We start from the raw sequence: 24,765 nt of genomic DNA on the forward strand, positions 1-24,765 counted from the left end.
GATGGTAGTGTGGGGTTACCCATGTGAGAGTAAGTCATCGCCAGCTCATTATTCTAAACACCCCCTTCAATACAAGGGGGTGTTTTTTTATGCGGGATAATAAAGAATTAAAGAATTAAATATAAAGGGAAATGTATCTTAGAACTCACTGATAAAGATTTTTATATAGTGAGGAACTAATAATAAAAGCCTTCATCAAATCTTCATTGATCTGTCAGAGGAATGACACCATCATGCCGTTTAATCATGAGTCCTTACTTAAGTGATACATATGGATTTATGAAGAAGACACTTTTAAGCACAGTACTATTGTCATTTTTAGCCCTTAGCGGTTGTAATGATTCTGATGATAAGATCACCTCAGATCAACAAAATCAGATAAAGGAACCTACACTTGTTTCATTTGCAAAGCTTGATGTGGCTACCTATGCCGATGGACCAGATTCAGGACTTTATGTTAAAGGTGCAAATGGTATTTATCCGCCATTTAAAGGTCAGCCAGTTCAAGGATTTTCTGGGGCATTAAAAAATGCTGATGGAACGTATCTTGTAATGTCTGATAATGGATTTGGGGCACAAGATAACTCAGCAGACTATCTATTACGTCTTTATAATATTTCAGTAGATTTTAGAACTGCTAAGACCAACTCAAATAACGTTAAAGTACTGTCTCATATACAGCTTCGTGATCCGAATAAGTTAGTACCATTCAAAATTGTCAATGAGAGTACGCCAGAACGCCTTTTAACTGGTGCTGATTTTGATCCGGAATCTATACAGCGTGATAAAAATGGTGATATTTGGATCGGAGATGAATTCGGTCCATTTTTACTGCATTTTAGTGCTGATGGTGTCTTAAAGAGTGCTCCGATTGCATTGCCTCATCCTGAAAAAGAAGGAGAAGAGCTTCGATCTCCACAAAATCAACTTCATCAAAGTGCGGCTGAAATAGAAAATGCGCTCGTGCAAAGAAGTGGTGGATTTGAAGGCATGGCTATTTCTCCAGATGGTCAATATTTATATCCAATGCTGGAAAAACCATTAAGCAAGAATGCGCAAAGACATTTATTAATTTCAAAATTTGATATTGCTAAAAAAGCATATACAAATGACCATTACTATTTTGAGCTCGACCCTAAAGCAACAGCAATTGGTGATTTCCAGTTATTTAGTCAAAATGAAGGTGTTGTGATTGAGCGTGATGATACTGAAAATAATATTGGTGGTTTTAAGAAATTAGTTCGCATACAACTGAATGAACCGAAGCAGTTGGTTAATAAGACTGACTTGGCCAATTTAATGGATATTGCGAATCCAAATTTATTATATGGTACGCCACGTGAGGGCGATATTATGACGGGTGAGCGTTTCGGTTTTCCATTCTTTACCATTGAAGATATTGTGATTGAAGGACCTGATTTAATCACAGTGTTGAATGACAATAATTTTCCAGGTTCAAGTGGACGTAATGGAAAACTTGCAGATGATAATGAAATTATTCAGATTAAATTAGACAAAAAGTTATATTAATTGTTCGAGACCTCATGGATTTTGATCTATGAGGTTTTTTATTAAAATAAGTGAAAAATATAATAATGGAGTGGTTGATTCAATAAATTTGTATTTGAGCTAGATCTTATCACTACATATCAGTCAAAATGATGAAGACCCTGATTATCATAAGTCAAACAAACTTTGGTCTAATGCGATATTTGGATAAAAAGCCCAATTTTGATTGGATTTTAGACTAACGTTCAATTTTTATTAACACAGAATTATGTGAAATTTACCTCACAGACTTTAAGCACACGATTTTGATGCGTCGCTCACAACAATTAAATTCAAAGTTGGTTGGATCGTGCTTAAAGATTATTGAAATACGATCTCTCACAGGAGGTGAGGAATGTCACAGCAAGCAATGAACGTCAATAAAATTATTGACCATGCTAAATTCACACCATTTCACTTCAATGTTGTCGCTTGGTGTTTACTCATTATCCTGTTTGATGGTTATGACTTAGCAATTAATGGCGTAGTTTTACCATTATTGATGGATGAATGGGGTTTAAGTGCTGTTCAAGCAGGCATGCTCGCAAGTACTGCACTTGCAGGGATGATGTTTGGCGCAATGATTTTTGGTTCTTTAGCAGATAAGATTGGCCGTAAAAAAGTCATTATGATCTGTATTATTTTATTCAGTGGATTAACCTTTGCGGGTGGTTTTGCATCCAATCCAACTGAGTTCGGTATTTTGCGTTTCTTGGCAGGTTTAGGGATTGGTGGTGTTATGCCAAACCTTGTGGCTTTGACCTCAGAATATGCACCTCAAAAAATGCGTAGCACCTTGGTAACTACTATGTTTAGTGGTTATGCGGTAGGTGGTGTGATGGCTGCATTATTAGGTTCATGGTTTACACCAAGTTTTGGTTGGGAAATCATGTTCTTTATCGCAGGTATTCCATTACTTTTACTTCCAATTATTTGGAAATTCTTACCTGAATCTTTAACTTTCATCGTAAAAGAAAATCGTCAGGAAGAAGCTCGTCAAATCGTGGCGAAGATTGAACCTAAAGTAAAAGTTGAGAAAGATACAACTTTCGAGCTGGATCATGTAGATGAGCCTGAATCGGCAACTGTTGTCAGCTTGTTCCGTCGTGGTCGCGCTGTAAATACATTGTTATTCTGGGTTGCATTCTTTACATGCTTATTAACCATGTACGCTCTCAGCAGCTGGTTACCGAAATTGATGATGGCTGCGGGTTACTCAATGGATAATAGCTTAATGTTCATGATGGTCATGAATGTTGGTGCGGTAGTGGGGATCGTTGGCGGTGGTATCTTGGCAGACCGTTACCATTTAAAACCTGTATTGATGTTCTTGGGTCTAATGGGTGCGATTGTGATGAGCTTAATGGGCTTCCAGTCGAATATGCTGTTACTTTACATCTTGGTGTTCTTGGCAGGTGCTGCATCGATTGGTTCACAGATGTTGTTATACAGCTACGTAGCTCAGTACTATCCATTGGCAGTTCGTTCAACAGGTATTGGCTGGTCGTCTGCGATTGGTCGTATGGGCGCAATTGTTGGTCCAATCTTGATTGGCGGCTTATTGGGCATGAACTTACCAGCACATTTCAACTTTATGGCGGTTGGTTTACCTGTGTTAATTACAGCGATTGCAGTTGCTTTGATTATGAATGAAAGTGAATCTGAAAAGGTTGGTTCAAGTCAGCCGAGCATTGCAAAAGCTTAAAGAATTTAAAAGCCTCCGTAAGGGGGCTTTTAAATTCTTGTGAGACAATTGATTTAAATTTATATAAAACTTATATTCTAATTTTTAAACAATTAAAGGGATATAAGTGGCTGACTACATTAATAAAAATATATTGAGTCAAGCATACATTCATGTTGAGCCTACTCTGGTTGATTTTGATTCAATAAATGATTTTGATAACTTTAAAAAGCATATTGAGAATTTTGTTGCTAGTAGAACATCATTCTTTTTAGGCAATGATGTTTCAATACAAATTGATTTTGAAGAGGGTTCTTTAATTGCGAGGATTACAATTATTGGCACTTTGATTGCCACAGGAATTTGTAATTATCCAGACTTTAGAGAGGGTATAAAATATCTTTATCAAGACTCTAAAAGATTGGCAGAATATATAGTTTCAGAAGTTCAATTTAATACAGGTGCTAAAAATCAAAACGTAATACGTTTGGAGGCTCGTACAGGAGTGGTTGGTGCTTTAAATAAAATTTCTGCTCAAATTGAAAATATAAAAAATTCTTCTGAACATGGGCAAGAGGTAGATGAAATTTCGATCAAATTAGATAAGGTACAGAAAGACTTGGCTGATCTAATGGTAAGTTTAAATAATGAAGAAGACATAAATGTTGTAAAGAATGGATTATTTTCGATTGCGAATGATATTCCGTTGATACCTAAAGAACCTAAGGATAAGGTAAATTCTATTGAGGGAATTTTGCTATATCAAAGAAGAAGACAATATTTAATAAAAACTCTAAAAGTAAATTGAGTGCTTGATAATATATAAGTATGTTTGTTAAACATAAAAAATTATTTGGATCTAATTATCATGCAATTCAATTCCATCTCCCCAATCCCTGAAGATGACGACGAACTCCATCTTCCTGAACTCATCTATTGGGCTTCATTAGGCGAAATTACAGAAGTTGAAACAGCTTTAAACAACGGAGCTGATGTAAACCAAATTGATGATGAAGGTTATAGCGCACTTCAAGCAGCCGCAGAGAATGGGTATTTAGATGTAGTACAACTGCTAGTCGCAAAAGGTGCAAATGTTGCTTACAAAGGTCAATTTACTGCTTTAGAACTCGCTGAAATGGCAGGCGAGCAACAAATCGTAGATTACTTAAAAAGTCTGTAAAACATGTAAAATAAACCCCCTAAAAAGGGGTTTTAATCGTTTAAGACTGCGTCAATTCTTTATAAATGGCTTCATTAAATGCAGGAATATCATCAGGACAACGTGAAGTAATGAGCGGCCAACCGCCAGTATTACAACGATGCACCTCTTCATCGACCCATTTACCGCCTGCATTTTCTAAATCAATTTTTACTGACTTGTAAGACGTCAGATTTTTATCTTTGATACGTTGCGCATCAATTAATGTCCAAGGCGCATGACAAATAGCTGCGATTGGTTTTTGATGGTCAGCAAAACTTTGAATCAATTTTTGAACCTGTGGATGAATTCGCAAGTTATCCGCATTGACCGTTCCCCCAGGAATAATCAGGATGTCATAGTCGTTTGCATTGACTTCATCAAAGCTTATGTCAGGTTGAACTTGATCTGAAGGCTCTTGATCCCCAACCACAGTCTGAACAGATTTCTTTTCTTCAGCAGCATGATAGGTTTCAATCCCTTTTGATTTTAAAAATGCTAAGGGTTTGATTAATTCATCTTTTTCAACACCAAAATTTGCAGTAATAAATAAAGCTTTTGCCATGTTCACATCCTCAATCTTTAAAATTTTGTATGCAAGCCGTTTGCACTAGGATATTCCGTGTTGTAGGAACAGCATAAGTCGCTTGCACTTTGGAAATTACAGTCAGAGTTGTTGCGTGACACACTTTAAAACTAACAAATGGAATGCATGAAAGTGTTGTGAAAGCGAAAAAGCATGGTGAATAATTGTTTTACAAGCGTGACAACGTGTAGTGTGCTTAAAAATTCTATGTGCAAGAAAAAGAAAAGCCCATCTTCCTGATGGGCTTTTCTTCGTATCGGCTGCTTTTAGGTATAACTCCTGTCGTACCTCACGTCCTGATGCTCAAACTTATTATTGTTGTTTTTTGTTTGGGAAACTTCCTGTTTCCTGATGGTTTAAGAATAGTCCAGTGTCGTTGATATGCATAGCCGACAATGGAAGAGATGATTGTAGGAAAATGCTTACAAAACAATCTAAGTGATTCATTTATCGTTCAATAGATCAATTTAGCGTTTTAAATTTTCACGAATGAATTGATCACTGTATTTTACCAGCTGATCTAATGCAGGTTGCTCCACAGGGTAGTGCCCGCCATTTTGTAAACTCATCACACGATAAGGTACTTTCAACTGTTTCAAAACAGGTTGGCTCAATTTTAAAGGAGTCCATTGATCCTGTTCAGGTTGAGTCAGCAACACAGGTGCTTGATTAAACTGAGTCAAAGGATATGGTTTTTGGTAATGCATATAGCTGTTTAAAAACTCCACGCTCATGCTATTACCTGCAGATGTTTTATCAGCCAACATGATTCTTAAGGCTTCAGGGTCATTGGTGAGTTTTGACATCTTTGAGACCAAGGACATAGGTAAGGTGATTTGCTTCAAAGGGGTATGTGCTACTGCTTTCATACTTGGCAAAAGAACAGGGCTTAGAGCACTAAAACGCATGGTTCCTTTTTGAACGTCTTTAAACTCTTGATCGAGAAAGGTCATTCCGATGATGCCATCGACATGTTGATTCTGCATAGCCACATGTAGGGTGAGCATTCCACCTGCTGAGAGTCCATAAAGGAAAATAGGACGATCATCTTTTTGAGCTTGTTCGTTCACAAAATCATTGACCAATTTCACCCAATGATCATAACGAATTTCTTTTTTTGAAGGGTATTGCGTCAGACCATAACCGGGTAAATCCAATGCGAAGGTTTCATACCCTTTTTGGGCAAGTGGACGCCCAAGGATTAAACTCATCTGACGACCATTTGTACCTACGCCATGTAATAAAATGACTTTGGCTGGCGCTTTAGTATTGGGATAAGCATCGACATGTACACGGTAATCATTCCAACTCCAGTAGTACTCATGTGGTTTGTTTTGGTCGTTGATACGAAATTTCAAAGGGAGTCTTTGTTGTAATTGTTGCCAAGCTGCTTGTTGCTGGTAAGACTGTGGAATTTTAGTTTGAGTCCAAGCCAAATTGGAAATTGATAAAGCCATCATGGTGGCAACGGTTGTGAGTATTATTTTGAGCACGATTAAACGCCTTTCGTTTTTTTAAACACTATAAAAATGAAAAGCAACTTTGTTTATTACCCAAATCATCAGTCGTAAAGGAATTGAGTCAATTGCTAAGCTCAAGTTGCTGAAATTAAATGCATATTATTTTTTGTTTAGATTTGGTTGTATGTTAAATGTACAGAAACAGGTCTTAGGTCATCAGTGATGAATAGAAAATTTAAGCAGTTGTATTTGATTGTTTTTTAATCAAGCAAGTTGAGTTGAATTCATGGTAAAATGATCGGCTTTCATCTTTGATCTAATTTTTGATCTTCCATCTGCCAGCCGAGAATTGCTAGCCATGTCTACTGCTTATACCGCTCAGACTGCGCCAAAAGCGTTGTTTGATTACGACAAATATTGGGCGTCTTGTTTTGAACCCGCGCCTTTTTTGCCGATGTCACGCGAGGAAATGGACCAACTCGGTTGGGATAGTTGTGACTTTATTTTTGTCTGTGGTGATGCTTATATCGATCATCCATCATTTGTAACCGGTATCATTGGCCGTGTGCTTGAAGCGCAAGGTTTCCGTGTTGGTATTATTGCCCAACCAGACTGGACGAATGTTGAAGCATTCCGTGTACTTGGTAAACCAAATATTGCTTGGGGCGTATCGGCAGGTAACATGGACTCTATGATCAACCGTTATACGGCTGACCGTAAGATCCGTTCAGATGATGCTTATTCTCCAGATAACCAACCGAATAAACGTCCTGACCGTGCAGCAACAGTCTATTGTCAACGTTGTCGTGAAGCGTTCCCTGATGTTCCTGTTCTGCTAGGCGGTATCGAAGGCTCATTACGTCGTATTGCGCATTATGACTATTGGTCTGACAAAGTTCGTCGTTCTATTTTAATGGATTCAAAAGCCGATCTATTGATGTATGGTAATGGTGAACGCTCAATCATTGAAGTGATGCACCGTCTAGCCAAAGGCGAAAAAATTACAGACATTACTGATGTTCGTGGTACTGCATTTATTATTAATAAGCATAACCGTGCAGCGAAAGCTAAATTTGTTGAGATCGCATCAAATGATGTCGATACCATAGGCCGTGTTGATCCAATCATCAATCCATATGTGATGACCGAAGATATTGATGGCTGTGAAATTGAGAAAGACAAAGGCAACAGCTTAACGCAGTATCAGAATTTCCAAAAAGAAGTGGTCAGCAATCCGATTGTTCGTGAAGGCGACAATTTGGATGCAGATACTCAAATTGTGCAGTTACAGCCATCATCTAAGGCGATTAAACATAAATTGCCACCACGTGAATTGGCTGTGATTCGTCTACCTTCTTTTGAAGAAGTTGCCAATGATCCAGTGCTTTATGCCCATGCAAACCGTATTTTGCATCTAGAAACCAATCCAGGGAATGCGCGCGCACTCGTGCAGAAGCATGGTGAGCGTGATGTCTGGATCAATCCACCGCCAATTCCATTAACCACAGAAGAAATGGATTATGTGTTCGACTTGCCTTATGCACGTCTACCACATCCATCTTATGGCGATGCGCGTTTCCCAGCGTTTGACATGATCAAGTTCTCTGTGAACATTATGCGTGGTTGTTTCGGTGGTTGTACCTTCTGTTCGATTACGGAGCATGAAGGTCGAATTATTCAAAACCGTTCTGAAGAATCGATCTTACGTGAAGTTGAAAAGATTCGTGATACGGCGCCGGGCTTTACAGGCATTATTTCGGACTTAGGTGGTCCAACAGCCAATATGTATCGTTTGGCATGTAAAGATCCAGAAATTGAAAAGAACTGTCGTAAGCCATCGTGCGTGTTCCCGGGTGTTTGTCAAAACTTGCATACTGATCACGCACCTCTTACGCAGTTATATCGTAAAGCTCGTGCTTTACCAGGTATTAAAAAGATTTTGATTGGTTCGGGTCTACGTTATGACCTTGCAGTATTGAACCCTGAATATGTCAAAGAATTAGTCACTCATCATGTCGGTGGCTACTTAAAAATTGCTCCTGAACATACCGAAAAAGGCCCTCTCAATAAAATGATGAAGCCGGGTATTGGGACGTATGACCGCTTTAAGCAAATGTTTGATCGTTTCAGTAAAGAAGCAGGTAAGGAACAATATCTTATTCCTTACTTTATTGCGGCGCATCCGGGTACAACCGATTATGATATGATGAACCTTGCAATTTGGTTGAAAAAGAATGGTTTCCGTGCTGACCAAGTACAAACCTTCTATCCATCACCAATGGCAACTGCGACCACCATGTACTACACCGGTAAAAATCCGCTTGCGAAAGTGGCACGTTATACTGAAGATGTCGACATTGTAAAAGGTGAAAAACGCCGCCGTTTACATAAAGCTTTCTTACGTTACCATGATCCAAATAACTGGCCTTTACTGCGCGAAGCTTTGAAAGAAATGGGTCGTCAGGACTTAATTGGTAATTCTAAGCAACATTTGATTCCGACGTATCAGCCTCAGGGCACGGATGGTCAATATCAATCTGCACGTAAGAAAAATTCAACTGTTGCAGGTGATTCACAAAAACGTACGGGTCAAACCGCTAATCGTGGTCAATCACAAGGACAAAATAATCGTCCGAAGAAAGGCCAAATCTTGACACAGCACACTGGTTTGCCACCACGTGAGACTGGAGATCGCAAAAAACCTTTTGGCGAGGGGAAACCTAAGGGTAAATCCAAACCCAAGTCTCGTGCATAAATGATAATTTCTTTTAAAAGGACGCTGCGGCGTCCTTTTTTGAACATTTTCTATACAATATTTTCGGTGATGCTCATTTTATCGGAATATTGGGCTTGATTTGGATCAATCTCTTTTTTATTCAAATAAAATCATTTAAATTAGTAGTTTAGTGTGGTTTTGAGTTTTTCATTTCAGGTGATATTGTATTATCTTCAAATGAAAAATTTTTCATTGTCCAACAATTATGTAATAGTGTGATGTGGTTCATGTTTTAGACTATAGCCAATAAGTGCGGAACATGTTTAATATAAGCTTGGTCTGGAGCGCTTTTCACTTGGACTATGCGATGTTTAGCATCAGCATAATGAAACAATAATAAAAGTTGTGTTTTTTGAAGTAGTTTAAAAAAGAAATTAACGATAAGAATTCAAATAAGGATACTAGTCATGGATATCATGATCATCGCGAGTGTGATCATACTCGCTGTGGTGTTGTTCATTGCTTATAAAGGATTAAAGCATCAACAACCCTCTGATAGCATGCTCCGTCAAAGAGCAGTGTTTAGCCCCTATCAGCAAGTAACTTTCAATCGTCTTAAAGAAATCATGCCAAATGCGCATATTTTGGCACATGTCTCTTTTGACGCCTTACTGACCACAAAGTTACCACGTACACGCCGTAAATATGAGTCAATGTTTGCTGATTTTGTGGTGATGAATAAGGATTGTAAAGTTCTTGCCATTGTCAGTTTAGAAGATAAATTTTCATTCAAACGTGGACATACTTTACAGTTTCAAAATGCATTACTTGAAACCGCGGGATACAAAGTGATCTCTTACCATGCTGTGCCAGAATATGTGCAGTTAAGACGTGATTTTTTGGATGAGTACACCGAGGAAATGCCAATTGAATGGGTAGACGAATCCGTGATTGAGCATAAATTAGAAAAGTATAGTGCTGGGCGATTGGCAGATATTCGCGCATTTAGCTAATCATCTTTGAAATAATAAAGCATGCTCAGGCATGCTTTTTTTATCAAGGTTTCGCGGCTATTACCGTTAACTCAACAAGAACATCGGGATGATACAGTTTGGCCTCTACGCATGTACGCGGTAGGGCTTGAATATCAGAAACCCATGCATCCCAAACTTCATTGAATGCTACATAATCCTTTTCAATATCTTTTAGATAGATTGTCACAGACATGATATGGCTTTTATCTGTACCTGCTTCAGCCAATAAACGGTCAATAATGTCAAAGGTTTGTTGTGACTGTCCACGAATGTCGAGCGACGTGTCTTCTGCTAACTGACCTGCCAGATGAACGAAGTGACCAAAAATAGCGACCTCAGAAAAACGTTTTTGAACGTGTAAACGTTGAACAGACATAAAGCTCATCCCTTATAGATATAAATATAGATTATGAAATGCCGTATAGGATTTAGAAAGTATAGGGGAAGTGGAACTATGAATTCGGTTTAATTGCTGTATCTCTGAAAGTTTATTTTTATGGGAGGAGATCAGAAATATTTGGAGGGAAAGGACATTGTACCCATTCAGATTAGAGTGCCCTGTAATATTCGGATGGATTGTCACGCCAATCACAGGACAAATGTGTTAGATATAGGTCTTCTAACAACATCTCAGCAGACACATGGGTAAATGTATTGCGCGATTAGATTACTCTAAAAAGGAAAAAAAGGCGAAAAAAATTGACTTAATTTTGTTCTTTTGCATGAAAACTAGACGAAATTTACAATCCGAATAAATTGAGTTGCGTGTCTTGTTGTTTTTCTGAAAGTTGATACACCCCAACACCAATGAGTCTAAACTGATATTCATCAGGAATATTCATTTCCATTAACAATAATTTGAGTGCCAGTTGCAAATCCTCTATGTGATTGAAAGGTTGTTTAAAGCTTTTAGAGTGTTGTAAAACTTGAAAATTTTTAAGTTTGAGTTTGACGCTGATACCTCTAGCGATCATTTCCTTGTTTTGAAGATTTTGCCAAACACGAGAAAGCAGTGAAGTCCAAAATTGATCACATTGGTTTAAAAAAAGATCTTCATCAAACGTGGTTTCTTTAGAAATTTGCTGTCTTTGACGTTCGCTTTGAACAGGTCGCTCATCGATCCCTTGAGCATAGAGAAATAATTGTTTGCCATATTTTCCGAAATGATGAGTGAGAAAGTTTTCTTCGACCTGCTGTAAATCCCCGAGTGTTTCGAGTTGCAAAGCTTTTAATTTTTCCTGTGTGACCTTTCCTACACCAGGGATTTTTTTGAGTGGAAGATCATAGATAAACTGTTGCACCTGATTGGGTTTGATCACACAAATGCTATTCGGTTTATTCCAATCAGATGCAATTTTGGCTAAAAACTTATTTGGTGCAACGCCTGCTGAGGCGGTCAATCCAGTAAGCTGAAATATTTCATCACGAATATGCATCGCAACTTCAGTAGCACTTGGAATCTGTTGTAAATTTTCAGTGACATCCAGATATGCTTCATCCAGCGATAAGGGTTCGATGATGCTGGTATATTTTTGAAATATCTCATGAATTTGAGCTGAAACATGTTGGTATTTAGAAAAATTTGGCTCAATGACGATCACTTGTGGGCAAAGTTTTCTAGCTTGTGTCATCGACATGGCAGAACGTAAGCCATACTCACGAGCTGGGTATGATGCTGCTGCAACGACGGCCCGTGGGTGATGAGATGCAATGACCACAGGTAAGTGTTTTAATTCTGGACGCTCTCTAAGCTCCACAGAAGCGTAAAAAGCATCCATATCGATATGAATTATCTTTCGCAAAATGTTCAATCAATCATGAGATGCCTTAATTTTAACCCATAATTAAGGCGTCGTTGAGCTGATTATTGGGTATGCGTAAGGCTCCGTCAGTAAAGTCACCTTTCGACCTTGATGCTGTGCATGATCAATCACGAGTTGTAGGCTTTTCGGAGAATGATCTGCTATTCGTGGTAGAAATTCTAAAGGTTGTGAAAGTGGTTTAAAGAAATTGTCCCAATGAATTGGAATGACTTCTTTAGGTTGCAACTGATCAATAGTTTCAGCGAGATACTGTTGTTGAAACTCGGGTGATTGTTTAGAAAGCTGAGCAACTCCTAAAAACAAGACATCTACATTTAACTTTTGAAATTGATTAGGAAGCGCGCCTGTACTGGCTTTAACTAAAATTTTGCGATTATTGTGCTCAATCAAGTAATCAAAACTACCGCCCTCTTTAAACTCATAAAAACGTGCTGGCTGAGGCAGTGGATGCAGAATCTCTTCACCTAAATCATTGTTCACTGCTGTAGGTGGCGTATGTTGTGAGGGAATAGGCGTAATACGAAATGCACCCAATTGTAGTGCTTGAAAAGGCACAGCCAGTTTCAATTGATGCTCAGGCACTTTGCCGCCTCGTGCTATATTTAATGTACTCAACGAACCAATGATGTGAGTTTTTGGGAGTGAAGTTCCGAGCACTGAGATATCCAGAGCATGATCATAGTGACTGTGGGTCACCAATATGGCTTTGAGGCGTTTAAGCTCATGGTCCTGAATCATATTGTGAAGCAGTGCTTGATCACTGGAAAGGCGTTGTAAAGCAATAGTCATGAGAGATGGTCGACTAAAAAAACCATCAATTAGAATTTGTGAATTACCATCATCAAATAGCAATGTGGAAACGCCAAAAAAGCGAACATTTAATTTTTGTTCACTGACGGGTTGGTCTATTTTAGCCTTCCATTGATTAAATTCGGAGAGCTTTCCTGATGGTTGCCATAAATAAAAAAACGCAGCCATGAGCGTGACAGCCAAAAGACCAATCACCGTTAAAATCCCTTTTTTAAGCGACATCATGTCATCCTTATAAAGCGTAACTCGCTTGCTTGAGCCCAGTTGCACTCTATTTTTTAGTTAGATCTCTTTAGTTGTAACGTACTGACTCCTTAAGATTTATGGCTCAATTTGATTTAATTTTAGAAATTTTATCCAGTCGTTTTGATCGCCATTAAATACATTCAAATCCACTGGTGTAGAAATACCCTTAATTGTGCCTTTATTGGTGTATTGCCAAAAGATCCAATCTGGATTGTCTTTTAATTCAGGTTGAGTGGTGTATTCACGTACCCAGAGTGGGGTATCCGTAAAAGCACCCGCAAGTACGATGTTATAGAAGGCTTTAGAAACATAAAAGATAGGTTGTTTGCCATAATGTTGATGCAGCAAATCGTGCATAACATCGATTTCATGTAACAGTTTTTCTTTGCTATAGGTATTGATGCAATTGCTGTCGTATTCCAAATCAATGACTGGGGGAAGGGCATCTTCTTTACGTGGCACAGAATCAATGAAATTTAATGCCTGAACTTTCCCATCACGGCAAAGTCGATAGAAATGATACGCTCCGACTTTAAAACCATGCTCGCGTGCTTTAAGCCAATGATCCTGAAATTTTCGATCTTTAAAGTCGCCACCTTCTGTTGCTTTGAGGTAGACAAATTGGTATTCCTTTTTTGGAATTTGCGACCAGTGAATCTCTTTTTGATGATGTGAGACATCAAATCCTTTGATTGGATACTCTTGAGCTGTTGCTGGTTGAAACGGCAAAAAGAAAAAGCTCAATAATCCGACCATGAGTGCGATCAGGGCTGCACCTAAAAGGGAGGTCCACAAGATAATCTTCTGCGAATAGATATGCTGCTTATTTTTTGAATTCATGAGCACTTAAAGATTGGTGCGAAATATGATTAATATCATAACGCGAATAAACGTAAATGGTAGCGACAGTATCTAGAATCCATATTCATTAGTCATCATCCATTTCTTTCGGAATTTTCCAAAAAATAAACATGGTAATAATATTAATTGAGCCCATTAAAATTAAGGTCCATTGGAAGGCCTGTTGCATTTGTGCAGTACCAAGATAAGCGGTGAACACATTGACCAGTGTACCTGCAAGCGCTACACCAATACTCATGGATACCATCATAATCATCGAGAGAAAACTGTTACCACTACTAGCATCTTGTTGAGGCAAATCCTTTAAGGTTAGCGTATTCATAGAAACAAATTGCAGTGAGTTCAACATGCCAAAGATGAAGAAATGCAATGTTCTTAGCCATAAAGGTGTTTCGGCTGAGGTGAGGGCAAAACTTGCAATACATAAGCCAATAAGGCAGGTATTGACTAATAACACACGACGATACCCAAATCGTTGAATAATTTGGCGAATGATCGGTTTTGATGCCAGTGAACCCAATACCGTTGGAATCATAAGTAAACCGGTAATAAATGGTTCAAAACCAAAAGCAACTTGTAGCATTAAGGGGATAAGAAAAGGCATCGCATTGCCGCCTAAGCGGGCAAAAAAGTTGCCTACAATACCAATCGCGAAAATTTGATTTTTGAATAGTTTCCCACGAAATAGAGCATTTTGGTGGGTATGGGCATGCACCATGTACCAAGCACTTGCAGATAAACCAAACACAATAAGAACAATACTCCACCATAGTGGAAGATAGGGGCTAGCAAAATTTTCAATCCCTAAACTTAAGCCAACCATCGCGATGACTAATAACAAGAAGCCAAAAAAATCAAACTTAGCAACATGGGTCTCAGTCACATTTGGCATGGCTTTAAATGTGAGAAAAACTCCAATGAGTCCAATAGGAATATTAATTAAGAAAATCCACTCCCAAGTCACGTACTCCACTAACCATCCGCCAAGAGTAGGACCGATTAAGGGACCAATCAGACCAGCAAGACTCATCAGAGACATGGCTGCAAGGAATTGGGTTCTAGGAATGATTTTCAACATTGCAAGACGCCCAACTGGAAGCAGTAAAGCACCTCCAATCCCTTGAATCACTCGGAAAAATAACAGCTCATTTAAATTAGAAGAAAATGCACATCCGAGCGATGCCAAAGTGAAAATGATAATTGCAGAAAAATAAATATTTCGGACACCAAATCGGTCAGCCAGCCAACCACTGAGTGGAATACAGGCTGCGACTGACAATACATAAGCCACCACGACACTATGCATGTGTAGAGGATCTTCATTGAGGTGATGAGCGATTGCAGGAATCGCAGTATTGATGATAGTTGTGTCTAGACCTTGCATAAAAAAGCCGATCGAGACCAAAAACACCAATAATCTAAACTCAGGCTGTAAGGGTTGGTGTGCTGTGCTGCTCATCTTGTAGGATCATATTAGTAAGTTAATATTTTAAAACTGTTTCTCTGTATCACTTGTGGTTTATTTACGAAAGATTTGCAACAAAATTGCAATCTAATGGTCACAGCATTGTCATCGCATGGTCATAAAGTTGTTGCCAACAACACCATAAGAAGATTAAAAAAATGAAGCTAAAGTCTAACGCACTTGTGATCGCAATGTGTGCATTGGGGCTAGGGGCATGTAATGATGACACTAACAATATCACATCAGTACCAGATATTACGCCTGAATCGATTGAACTCAACTATCTCAGTCGTACAGAAAGTCGTGGTTTTGCGGTCAGCGCAGCAGAGATACCTGCCTATGATGCACAAAGCCAAAGATTGTTTGTTGTAAACGCAAAAGAAGGCGTGGTTGATATTTTTGATTATCGCCAACCTCAGCAACCTAAATGGATTGGCTCTTTAGATGCTAAATCTTATTTAACAGACTCGGAAGTAAATAGTGTTGCTGTCAAAAATGGAATTGTTGCCTTGGCTGTACAAGCCAAAGATAAAACAGATCCAGGAATCGTGGCACTTTTTAATGCCAATGATTCGAGCTTTATTGCCCAAGTTCCAGTGGGTTCTCTACCCGATATGCTGACTTTTAGTGCAGATGGTAAAACCTTATTGGTGGCGAATGAAGGAGAGCCATCTCATGATTATGCGATTGATCCCGAAGGTTCGATTTCAATCATTGATCTCTCAAATTTGAACAAACCAGTTGCAAAAACAGCTGACTTCAAAGCCTTTGACAGTCAAGCACAGCTATTACGTGATCAAGGTGTGCGAATTTATGGTCCAAATGCAACAGTAGCGCAAGATTTTGAACCTGAATACATCACACTCAGCGCAGATGGCAAAATTGCATGGGTCGCATTACAGGAAAATAATGCCTTAGCTAAAGTGGATGTTTTGAATGCCAAAGTTATGGCAGTCTATCCGCTCGGTTTTAAAGATCATGGCTTACAAGGTCATGGTTTAGATGTCAGTGATGCCGATGGTGAAAATGGTCTTGCGAAGATCAATATTCAAACTTGGCAGCATGTTCGTGGCTTATATATGCCAGATGCGATCTCAAGTTACGAAGTCAATGGTAAAACGTATATTGTCACTGCCAATGAAGGGGATGCTCGTGCTTGGGGTGAAGATGATCCTGAATATTGGGGAGAAAAATTAAAGGATAACCCGAATGCTCAAGGCAATATTAAAAACGGTTTTATTGAAGAATGGCGTGTGAAGCATCTATTTCATAAAGATGGTTTCGACAGACGGCAAGGGGAAGATCTGCCACCACAATTAAGAGCACTGGCGAAAGGTGCTGAATTGAATCCTCTGCATTTTGCATATTGTGGAGCGATCGATGGCGATGCTAAAGGATGCCGTGAAGACAAGATGCTTGGTCGTTTGAATATCACTTGGACTGAAGGTTATCAAAAGAATACTGATGGCACACCTAAACTCAATGCTCGAGGCAATTTGGTTTATGATCATTTATATAGCTTCGGGGCACGATCTGTCAGTATTTGGACAGAAAATGATGCTCAAACAGGATTAGAGCTGGTTTGGGATTCGGGTGATGATTTTGAACAATATATTGCTCAGCACCATCCTGAGATCTTTAATGCAAACCATGAAGAAGCAGGGTTCGATAATCGTAGTGACAATAAGGGACCAGAGCCAGAAGGCGTGGTGATAGGTCAAATCGGCCAGAAAACTTATGCATTTATTGGTTTAGAACGAGTTGGAGGCGTGATGGTATATGACATCTCCAATCCTGCCCAACCCCAATTTGTGCAATATATTCATTCGCGAAAACTTGATGCAACCACTGCCGATATCGAGGCAGGTCAGGCAGGAGACTTAGGTCCGGAAGGATTAACCTTTGTTTCCGCAAAAGAATCTCAAACGGGTACGCCTTTACTGATTGTAGGGAATGAAGTCAGTGGTACTACAGCAACGTATCAAATCACGTTGAATTAGAGCCTGATCGTGTAGATGTATGATAAAAGAGCCATATGGCTCTTTTATTTTTTACTCGTCATGCGTAATGCTTTAAAGTCTTGTTGAATTTAGACCACGAATTGTTCAGGGCATTTCATGTTTGCGATGGCATTGATGATTTGATGTGAATGCTCGCATACGATGATTTTTGCCCGATGTTGAGCAGGTAGAAAACCTTCTTCTACTGCATGATCGAGTTGTGCAATCAAGGCATTATAGAATCCATTGACGTTATAAATAATCATTGGTTTTTGGTGTTGATTTAACTGTCCCCAAGTTGCGATTTCTAAGATTTCTTCAAATGTACCTAAACCTCCCGGGAGTGCAACAAAAGCACTAGCACGTTCAGCCATCATGGCTTTGCGTTCATGCATTGTTCTTACCACGTGAAGTTCTGTTAATTGATTATGGGCAACCTCGTAATCAAGCATAAATTCAGGAATCACGCCAACAACTTCACCATGGTTTTCAATGACTGTATCTGCGACTTGTCCCATTAATCCGATACTTGCACCACCATATACGATGCCAAATCCTTGCCTTGCAATTTTTTCAGCCAAAGCAATGGCTTTTTGTTGGTAAATAGGATTATTGCCAAAACGAGAACCACAATAAAGTGCAATAAGGCATTGAGTTGCTTTTGATTTAACTGATGTATTGGTCTCTAAGGTGTTATTAAGAACGCTTGTATTCATATTTATTTACTCACCTTTTTTAAATTAACTTCATCATGCAGTTTAATCTAAGCAAGAAAGGTGACAACTGTATAGATAAATAAGAATTTTTTGAAATATTTTGTAGTTTCATTCCAAAATGATTGATAAAGCCAATCTTGATTCACCGAAAAAATAGTGAATTGCAATAAAATCTTTTCTATACTGAAAATCTGTTCGGCAACCAATACATCAATATGAGTAGTGATCGACATCGCTCAATAGAACAAAATATTATTTATTTTCTAAATTTAAATACTGCATTTATAACTTTGCCTCATCACTTTGGTTTAAATGAATCCCATCTTCCTGAAACGTGGGAGTGTAACTCATGATTTTTGAATGGATGTCTGATCCTTCCGCATGGGTGGGACTCTTAACTTTAATTATTTTAGAAATTGTTCTCGGGATTGATAATCTCGTCTTTATCGCGATATTGGCGGAAAAACTGCCGCCTGAGCAACGCAATAAAGCCAGAATTTTAGGCTTAACGCTCGCGCTTGGCATGCGCCTAATACTTTTGGCGTCAATCGCTTGGATTATCACGTTAACGAATCCATTATTCCATATCTTTGATCATCCGTTTTCAGCCCGAGATCTTATTTTGATTTTTGGCGGTATTTTCTTGTTAATGAAGGGAACTTTAGAACTACATGAACGTCTAGAAAGTAAAGTTCATGTTAAAGAAGAAAATCCTGTTCATGCTGCATTTTGGATGGTCATTGTACAGATCGTGGTATTGGATGCAGTGTTCTCACTCGACAGTGTGATTACAGCAGTCGGTATGGTCAAAGATCTTTCGGTCATGATGATCGCCGTAATTATTGCGATAGGAATCATGCTATGGGCCTCTAAAGCCCTCATGGACTTTGTGAATAAGCATCCAACTGTGGTGATTCTGTGTCTATGTTTCTTGATGATGATCGGTTTCTCATTGGTTGTCGAAGGCCTAGGCTTCCACATTCCGAAGGGTTATCTATACGCTGCAATTGGTTTCTCTGTCCTGATTGAGTTTTTAAATCAATTGATGCGCCGCAACCAAGAAAAAACGGTAACAACGACTGATTTACGTTTTAAAACAGCTTCTGCCGTCATTCGTATGCTGGGTGGTAAGTCAAAAACGGCAGATGCTCAATCGGCAAATACAGATGATGTCTTGGCTACCCAAGCGTTGGTAGAGGAAATGTTCTCGGATGAGAATGCGGTATACCAGAGCGTGATGTTGCAAGGAGTATTAGGTTTATCTGAGCGACCAGTCAAATCATTAATGACCCCACGTCCAGAACTCGAATGGATCGATTTAAATGACGATCCTGAAAGTATTAAACATCAAGTGCTTTCTATGAAACATTCACGTTTGATCGTTGCACATGGCGAGCTGGACAATATTGCTGGGGTGGTGCTCACGCATAACGTTTTGAATGACTATATTGAATCAGGCGATTTTAATTTCGAAAAACATATTCGAGAGCCTGTCATTGTCCATGAAAGCGCTCAAGTCTTAATGGTGATGGATCAATTGCGTCAGGCACCATTACAAATGGCGATTGTTCTCAATGAATATGGTTCCATTGAGGGTATTGCAACACCGATTGATATTTTAGAAGCGATTGCCGGTGAATTCCCGAACGAAAATGAAATAGAAACTGCAGTTGAAAGCTTAGAGGATGGTTCACTCATGCTCGAGGGTTCAACTGATATTCGTCATATTTCATTATTGCTTGATCGTGATTTAGTTGATGAGTCAGAACAGTATTCTACGCTGTCTGGTTATATCTTATTCCATTTAGGACATTTACCTGAAAATGGAGAAACCTTTGAAGCAGAAGGATATCTATTTGAGGTGGTTACAATGGATGGTCATAAAATCGAAAAAGTACATATTGTACCCATCGTAAAACAAGACCCATCAGAATGATTTAAACTCAGTTAAAATAGCATCTCATTAGGTGCTATTTTTTTTTGGAATATTGATGTCCGAACTCAATTGTCCTTGCGGGCATGGAATTTATACACACTGTTGTGAACCTTTACATCGTGGTCAGCGTGTTGCAGAAAGTGCTGAACAGCTCATGCGTTCTCGCTATAGTGCGTTCGCTAAACATGAAATCGACTATATTGTGAGTACCACAGCATCTGGTCAGCAAAGTCATTTAGACATTGCTGCCATTCGGCATTGGGCGATGAGCAATCAGTGGTTAAAATTAGAGGTTATTCAGCATTTGCCTCGACTGGATAAAACCCACGCTCAAGTCGAATTCAAAGCACATTACCAAAATGGCGATCAGGTACATGTCCATCATGAAACCTCAAATTTCGTATTCATCAATAGACAGTGGTATTTTTTAGATCCAACGACAGATCAAAATGTGACGATGAAGCAGGCTTGTATTTGCGGATCAGGAAAAAAATTTAAGCAATGTTGTGCGCGATTTCTATAGAATTAATTTTTAATTAACTTAGAATATTGCGCATTAAAAACCCTCATTTGGAAGTAGGGCAATGTTACTCACCGTTATTTATATTATTGCGATTACTGCGGAAGCGATGACAGGCGCCTTGTCTGCAGGTCGACGAAGTATGGATTGGTTTGGTGTCATTATTATTGCCTGTGTGACTGCTTTGGGTGGAGGGTCAGTCCGTGATGTTTTGCTAGGGCATTATCCTTTAACTTGGGTGAAACATCCTGAATATCTAGTACTTACATGTTGTGCAGCATTGTTTACGATTTTTATCGCAAAATGGATGCGACATCTACGTTCGGTATTCTTACTTCTGGATGCCTTAGGTCTGATAGGTTTTACCATTATTGGTTGTCAAATTGCGATTCAAATGGAACAGGGTTTCGTGGTTTGTGCAGTGGCAGGTGTATTGACAGGCGTTTCAGGGGGTATTTTACGAGATATCTTATGTAACGATGTGCCTTTAGTTTTCCGTCGCGAACTTTATGCCAGTATTTCTTTTGTTGCAGTCATTTTCTATTGGGGCTGTATCGAAGTCGGTTTTTCACAAGATATCACCATTATTTCTACTCTTGTTTTTGGTTTCACATTGCGTTGTATCGCAATTTACTTTGGCCTTGAAATGCCAAAATTTATTTATAAAGATGATGATGAACAGTCGGCGTCATCAAAAGATGTAAATTAAACTTTTTACACTCATCTTTCAAAATGGCCGATAATGTGATCGGTCATTTTTATATGGTTCTTTAGAAAATAAAATAAGCAGTGTTGAGAAAACAGCGATTGTCATTGGTTGTATTTAAATCACTCCGCACAGAGAGCATGCTATGGATTTAATCTCACGAATACAGCGTTTACCTATTGGTAAATTTCACTACACCTTGTTGTGGGTGATTGGATTAGGCTGGATGTTTGATGCAATGGATACTGGACTAATTTCCTTTATCTTGGCGAAGATGGCTGAAGACTGGCAAATGACGCCTGCTGAAAAAGGTTGGGTTGTATCCATAGGCTTTGTGGGGATGGCGATAGGTGCAGTGTTCTCTGGTGGACTGGCAGATCGAATCGGGCGTAAAGCAGTATTTGCTACAACTTTGGTCATTTATAGCATCGCAACAGCCCTTTGTGCTTTCGCACCAAATTTAACATGGTTATTAATCTTTAGATTTATTGTAGGTTTAGGCTTAGGCGGACAGTTACCAGTTGCCGTGACTTTAGTGAGTGAATACATTCCAGCCCATGTTCGTGGTCGCTTTATTGTGTTACTTGAAAGCTTCTGGGGGCTAGGCTGGTTATGTGCTGCACTGGTTTCTTATTTCGTCATCCCTAAATTTGATTGGCATGTTGTATTTTTATTGGGTGGTTTGCCTGCACTTTATGTCTTCGTTATTCTAAAAAAAGTTCCGGAATCTATTCCTTACTTGATCAATCGAGGTCGTATTGATCAAGCGCACGCGATTGTACAAAAAATCGAGCGGCAGTGTGGTGTTGAAGTCATCGACAAAATTGAAGTGAAACCAGTTTCAACACATTCAAATGTCAGTTTTGGCCAGTTATGGTCAAGCGGTTTCGCAAAGCGCAGTTTAATGTTGTGGTTAATTTGGTTTGGGATTGTTTATTCGTATTACGGTATTTTCACGTGGTTACCAAGTCTTTTAGTCAAAGAGGGATATACCATTGTGCAGTCTTTTGAATATGTTCTCGGGATGATTTTAGCACAATTGCCAGGTTATATTGTCGCGGCATGGCTCGTCGAAAAGTTAGGGCGTAAAGCGACGCTTTCAGGCTTTATTGCAATGTGTGCAGTATCAGCATATTTCTTTGGGCAGGCTGATACCGTAGCGATGATCATGTTCTGGGGATGCTTGATGTCATTCTTTAATCTTGGTGCATGGGGCGTTTTATATACCTACACGCCTGAACAATATCCTGCAAATATTCGTGCTTTCGGATCAGGTTGGGCAGCAGCAATTGGGCGTATTGGTGGGATTGTTGCACCTTTAGTGGTTACCCATATGATGGTGGCTTCAAATGGATTTAGCCAAGTATTTATGATGTTTACCGCTGTATTATTGGCAGTTGCAGCCGTGATCTTGGTGCTCGGTGAGGAAACCAAAGGTAAGACACTTGAGTCTATGGGGATGTAAATCTGTGAAAAAAGAGGAGCTAAGCTCCTCTTTTTTAGACCCATTTTTGACGTGCTTTAGTTAAGTCAAAATGTAATGTGTTCGACACTTGCTGAAGATTGAATTTTTCTTTATCTTCAGGGAGTTGAATTAAAATAGGCAAGGCTGATACCCCATTGTCGCCATTGACAAAAGCATAGTGACGCTCAGTCTGATTAATTGAAATCAAACTTTCAAACTCAAGGTACACCGTCGTTTCATCATGTTTTTTAGGCACTTTCACGAGATCTAAATATGCAATTCGTCGATTATTAATTCCAGCCAATTTAAGCGCTTCAAGCTCCGATTTTAACTTTTCAGTTTTATCAAACATTTTTTGAAAGAATCCTTTGTTTGATTGGCTTTCGAGTTCTCTTTTTTTCTGATTGAAAGCAATTTGATTGACTTTATGTTGGTCTAGAGCATCGGCAATAATCGTTTTGACTTGCTCAATCGCTGCTTGAGATTTGCTATGACTTGCCGCATAAGACTCTGCATCTAAACTCACAAAAATGGTATGACGGCGTTTTTCCATCAATTTTAAATAGGATAAAATTTTATATTCGAAAATTTGAGCTTGAGTATTGAAGGCAATAATGGGTTCACTTGAAAAGTCTTTATAAAAACTCGCAATATCAGAGAACAGACGATGCATACTGATAAAACAATAATCAAACTCATCAGGGTGACGAATTGAATGACGCAGTGCATATTGAAAAGGTTGCAAGATCTCAAGAGTTAAAGCTTTTTCGAAATCTAAAAGGCGCTCGTTAATGACTTGTTCGACTGAAAATCCAGAAGCATCGAGCGGTTTTTTGAGTAACGGTAATAACAGATCAAAATTGACGTTATGAAATTTTTCCATCAGATCCAAAATAGGAGTCGTGATCTGTCGTTGAATCGTAATAATTCGACTGACTTGCCATTTAAATTGTTCTAAATAACTTGGATCATTTAAACGTTTCTTATCCAACACCACGCCATTTAGGTAAACACGATCTTCAAGACCTAGCTTTTCTTCCATTAAAAAGCGGCGGATAGAATATGGGTTCTGTCTAAAGTCATGAATGGTCGCGACCAGATATAAATACTGACTGCTTTCAATCACATCAAAATCACGAATTTTTTGTTCTTGAATAATAAAGTCCTGGAATAATGGATGGCTAATTTGCTTCAGTTGTCTCGGGAGGATGGTTTTGAACCAATAGCCTAAAATTTGATGTTTAATATGAACTTCAAGAATAAAAGTACGAATTTCTTCAGCTGTTAAATGTCGGCAATTATCAGGAACATTTAAGTCGAGTGTTTTGATGATATTTGCAGCATCATATAAAAAAGTTTTTCGTAGCAGTTGTTTGTCTCTAAGAAAACTTTGATCTTCTTCTGTTTCAATACGATCAATTTGATTTTGTACAGTTTCTAAGTAATCGGCGATTTTAATTACGTCTTGATATGATTTAAGCGTTTCTAAAGTGGCTGCGATCTTTTCAGCCAAAGTTCGCATTTTCGGTGAGATTAAATGACTGCTTAAATCCTGAAGACCAACAATGCCCTTAAAAGTGAATGATTGTCGATGTTGATCCCAGTAAATATTCTTCGCAGTCAGGAATTGTTCCTGTATCAGACCTTGTATTGGTGCGGGAACACTATTTAAAATATTTTTTAAACGCGTTTGCCAATGAACATCTAGATTAGGGTCAATTTGAAATAATTTTGAGCGAAGATCATAAGGAATGTAATTATGCATGTTTGTTCCGTTCATACGATGAGTGTATGTAAAATCATTTGTTATAAAGTTGTGTTTTGATTATTGTATATTCAATAAAATTAATTGGATACAAGAAAAAAGTCCAATTTAAAATGAAATAAAACCAACTGGCCTTTTTTTTGTTATTTTATCTTTACAAAGTGTCCAACCTTGCTTGTTCTTCGCAGTTTGGGAGACTAGCATACACCCTTAAACTATTCATTCA

Annotated in this window: 20 protein-coding genes; 11 read left to right on the forward strand and 9 right to left on the reverse strand. The window is 38.7% G+C overall.

What is annotated here, in order from left to right:
* Positions 1-279: 279 nt before the first annotated feature.
* From AC1M9P_RS03050 to AC1M9P_RS03065, 4 genes are all read left to right on the forward strand, one after another.
* Positions 280-1,530 (forward strand): esterase-like activity of phytase family protein, encoded by a 1,251-nt coding sequence (locus AC1M9P_RS03050; RefSeq protein WP_481586811.1) that lies wholly within the window; start codon positions 280-282, stop codon positions 1,528-1,530.
* Between the two features lie 373 nt (positions 1,531-1,903).
* Positions 1,904-3,253 (forward strand): aromatic acid/H+ symport family MFS transporter, encoded by a 1,350-nt coding sequence (locus AC1M9P_RS03055; protein ID WP_481586699.1) that lies wholly within the window; start codon positions 1,904-1,906, stop codon positions 3,251-3,253.
* Between the two features lie 106 nt (positions 3,254-3,359).
* Complete coding sequence (locus tag AC1M9P_RS03060) at positions 3,360-4,040, forward strand: hypothetical protein (protein WP_481586700.1); 681 nt, start codon at positions 3,360-3,362, stop codon at positions 4,038-4,040.
* Positions 4,041-4,100: 60 nt separating this feature from the next.
* Positions 4,101-4,412 carry an ankyrin repeat domain-containing protein gene (locus tag AC1M9P_RS03065; protein WP_481586701.1) on the forward strand — a complete coding sequence of 104 codons (312 nt, stop codon included), beginning with the start codon at positions 4,101-4,103 and terminating at the stop codon, positions 4,410-4,412.
* A 40-nt stretch (positions 4,413-4,452) separates the two neighbouring features.
* Here AC1M9P_RS03065 and AC1M9P_RS03070 read toward each other — a convergent pair whose 3' ends face one another.
* On the reverse strand, positions 4,453-4,995 hold the full coding sequence (locus tag AC1M9P_RS03070) for a type 1 glutamine amidotransferase domain-containing protein (protein ID WP_481586702.1): 543 nt from the start codon (positions 4,993-4,995) through the stop codon (positions 4,453-4,455).
* Positions 4,996-5,483: 488 nt separating this feature from the next.
* Entirely contained in the window at positions 5,484-6,509 is a 1,026-nt protein-coding gene (locus tag AC1M9P_RS03075; RefSeq protein WP_481586703.1) for an alpha/beta hydrolase, read from the reverse strand.
* Positions 6,510-6,834: 325 nt separating this feature from the next.
* Between AC1M9P_RS03075 and AC1M9P_RS03080 the strand changes: the two genes are divergently transcribed.
* Positions 6,835-9,231 carry a YgiQ family radical SAM protein gene (locus tag AC1M9P_RS03080; protein WP_035268131.1) on the forward strand — a complete coding sequence of 799 codons (2,397 nt, stop codon included), beginning with the start codon at positions 6,835-6,837 and terminating at the stop codon, positions 9,229-9,231.
* A gap of 428 nt (positions 9,232-9,659) precedes the next feature.
* The gene (locus tag AC1M9P_RS03085; protein ID WP_035268130.1) at positions 9,660-10,205 is read left to right on the forward strand and encodes a DUF2726 domain-containing protein; all 546 of its coding nucleotides are present in this window, start codon (positions 9,660-9,662) and stop codon (positions 10,203-10,205) included.
* A gap of 43 nt (positions 10,206-10,248) precedes the next feature.
* On the opposite strand, the gene AC1M9P_RS03090 is transcribed toward AC1M9P_RS03085, so the two are convergent.
* From AC1M9P_RS03090 to mdtD, 5 genes are all read right to left on the reverse strand, one after another.
* Positions 10,249-10,602, reverse strand: a complete 354-nt coding sequence (locus AC1M9P_RS03090) for a RidA family protein (protein ID WP_035268129.1) — start codon at positions 10,600-10,602, stop codon at positions 10,249-10,251.
* 364 nt (positions 10,603-10,966) lie between these two features.
* Complete coding sequence (gene dinB, locus AC1M9P_RS03095) at positions 10,967-12,028, reverse strand: DNA polymerase IV (protein ID WP_481586704.1); 1,062 nt, start codon at positions 12,026-12,028, stop codon at positions 10,967-10,969.
* A 42-nt stretch (positions 12,029-12,070) separates the two neighbouring features.
* Entirely contained in the window at positions 12,071-13,081 is a 1,011-nt protein-coding gene (locus tag AC1M9P_RS03100; protein ID WP_179998911.1) for an MBL fold metallo-hydrolase, read from the reverse strand.
* A 99-nt stretch (positions 13,082-13,180) separates the two neighbouring features.
* A complete protein-coding gene (locus tag AC1M9P_RS03105; RefSeq protein WP_481586705.1) occupies positions 13,181-13,945 on the reverse strand; it encodes a glycoside hydrolase family 25 protein in 765 nt (254 codons plus the stop codon).
* A gap of 88 nt (positions 13,946-14,033) precedes the next feature.
* Positions 14,034-15,425 (reverse strand): multidrug transporter subunit MdtD, encoded by a 1,392-nt coding sequence (mdtD, locus tag AC1M9P_RS03110; protein WP_481586706.1) that lies wholly within the window; start codon positions 15,423-15,425, stop codon positions 14,034-14,036.
* Positions 15,426-15,589: 164 nt separating this feature from the next.
* Here mdtD and AC1M9P_RS03115 point away from each other — a divergent pair, with 164 nt between their 5' ends.
* Positions 15,590-17,431 (forward strand): choice-of-anchor I family protein, encoded by a 1,842-nt coding sequence (locus tag AC1M9P_RS03115; protein ID WP_481586707.1) that lies wholly within the window; start codon positions 15,590-15,592, stop codon positions 17,429-17,431.
* A gap of 89 nt (positions 17,432-17,520) precedes the next feature.
* On the opposite strand, the gene AC1M9P_RS03120 is transcribed toward AC1M9P_RS03115, so the two are convergent.
* Positions 17,521-18,147 (reverse strand): LOG family protein, encoded by a 627-nt coding sequence (locus tag AC1M9P_RS03120; RefSeq protein ID WP_481586708.1) that lies wholly within the window; start codon positions 18,145-18,147, stop codon positions 17,521-17,523.
* Between the two features lie 349 nt (positions 18,148-18,496).
* On the opposite strand from AC1M9P_RS03120, the gene AC1M9P_RS03125 reads away from it, so the two are divergent.
* From AC1M9P_RS03125 to niaP, 4 genes are all read left to right on the forward strand, one after another.
* Positions 18,497-20,083, forward strand: a complete 1,587-nt coding sequence (locus AC1M9P_RS03125) for a TerC family protein (protein WP_481586709.1) — start codon at positions 18,497-18,499, stop codon at positions 20,081-20,083.
* Between the two features lie 55 nt (positions 20,084-20,138).
* Complete coding sequence (locus AC1M9P_RS03130) at positions 20,139-20,606, forward strand: YchJ family protein (RefSeq protein ID WP_481586710.1); 468 nt, start codon at positions 20,139-20,141, stop codon at positions 20,604-20,606.
* 61 nt (positions 20,607-20,667) lie between these two features.
* Positions 20,668-21,312, forward strand: coding sequence for a trimeric intracellular cation channel family protein (locus AC1M9P_RS03135; RefSeq protein ID WP_035268119.1), 645 nt, complete (start codon positions 20,668-20,670; stop codon positions 21,310-21,312).
* 142 nt (positions 21,313-21,454) lie between these two features.
* A complete protein-coding gene (gene niaP / locus AC1M9P_RS03140) occupies positions 21,455-22,774 on the forward strand; it encodes a niacin transporter NiaP (RefSeq protein WP_035268118.1) in 1,320 nt (439 codons plus the stop codon).
* Between the two features lie 34 nt (positions 22,775-22,808).
* Here the strand turns inward: niaP and AC1M9P_RS03145 are convergent, their stop codons facing one another.
* A complete protein-coding gene (locus AC1M9P_RS03145; RefSeq protein WP_035268116.1) occupies positions 22,809-24,539 on the reverse strand; it encodes a hypothetical protein in 1,731 nt (576 codons plus the stop codon).
* Positions 24,540-24,765: the final 226 nt, after the last annotated feature.

The organism is Acinetobacter sp. 25-47-122, from assembly GCF_056779695.1.

What these genes read in the sequence shown, in the direction of transcription:
- AC1M9P_RS03050 (WP_481586811.1), top strand. Translation starts at nt 280, where the DNA reads ATGAAGAAGACACTTTTAAGCACAGTACTATTGTCATTTTTAGCCCTT.
- AC1M9P_RS03055 (WP_481586699.1), top strand. Translation starts at nt 1,904, where the DNA reads ATGTCACAGCAAGCAATGAACGTCAATAAAATTATTGACCATGCTAAA.
- AC1M9P_RS03065 (WP_481586701.1), top strand. Translation starts at nt 4,101, where the DNA reads ATGCAATTCAATTCCATCTCCCCAATCCCTGAAGATGACGACGAACTC.
- AC1M9P_RS03070 (WP_481586702.1), bottom strand. Translation starts at nt 4,995, where the DNA reads ATGGCAAAAGCTTTATTTATTACTGCAAATTTTGGTGTTGAAAAAGAT.
- AC1M9P_RS03080 (WP_035268131.1), top strand. Translation starts at nt 6,835, where the DNA reads ATGTCTACTGCTTATACCGCTCAGACTGCGCCAAAAGCGTTGTTTGAT.
- AC1M9P_RS03085 (WP_035268130.1), top strand. Translation starts at nt 9,660, where the DNA reads ATGGATATCATGATCATCGCGAGTGTGATCATACTCGCTGTGGTGTTG.
- AC1M9P_RS03090 (WP_035268129.1), bottom strand. Translation starts at nt 10,602, where the DNA reads ATGTCTGTTCAACGTTTACACGTTCAAAAACGTTTTTCTGAGGTCGCT.
- AC1M9P_RS03100 (WP_179998911.1), bottom strand. Translation starts at nt 13,081, where the DNA reads ATGTCGCTTAAAAAAGGGATTTTAACGGTGATTGGTCTTTTGGCTGTC.
- AC1M9P_RS03105 (WP_481586705.1), bottom strand. Translation starts at nt 13,945, where the DNA reads ATGAATTCAAAAAATAAGCAGCATATCTATTCGCAGAAGATTATCTTG.
- mdtD (WP_481586706.1), bottom strand. Translation starts at nt 15,425, where the DNA reads ATGAGCAGCACAGCACACCAACCCTTACAGCCTGAGTTTAGATTATTG.
- AC1M9P_RS03115 (WP_481586707.1), top strand. Translation starts at nt 15,590, where the DNA reads ATGAAGCTAAAGTCTAACGCACTTGTGATCGCAATGTGTGCATTGGGG.
- AC1M9P_RS03120 (WP_481586708.1), bottom strand. Translation starts at nt 18,147, where the DNA reads ATGAATACAAGCGTTCTTAATAACACCTTAGAGACCAATACATCAGTT.
- AC1M9P_RS03125 (WP_481586709.1), top strand. Translation starts at nt 18,497, where the DNA reads ATGATTTTTGAATGGATGTCTGATCCTTCCGCATGGGTGGGACTCTTA.
- AC1M9P_RS03130 (WP_481586710.1), top strand. Translation starts at nt 20,139, where the DNA reads ATGTCCGAACTCAATTGTCCTTGCGGGCATGGAATTTATACACACTGT.
- AC1M9P_RS03135 (WP_035268119.1), top strand. Translation starts at nt 20,668, where the DNA reads ATGTTACTCACCGTTATTTATATTATTGCGATTACTGCGGAAGCGATG.
- niaP (WP_035268118.1), top strand. Translation starts at nt 21,455, where the DNA reads ATGGATTTAATCTCACGAATACAGCGTTTACCTATTGGTAAATTTCAC.
- AC1M9P_RS03145 (WP_035268116.1), bottom strand. Translation starts at nt 24,539, where the DNA reads ATGCATAATTACATTCCTTATGATCTTCGCTCAAAATTATTTCAAATT.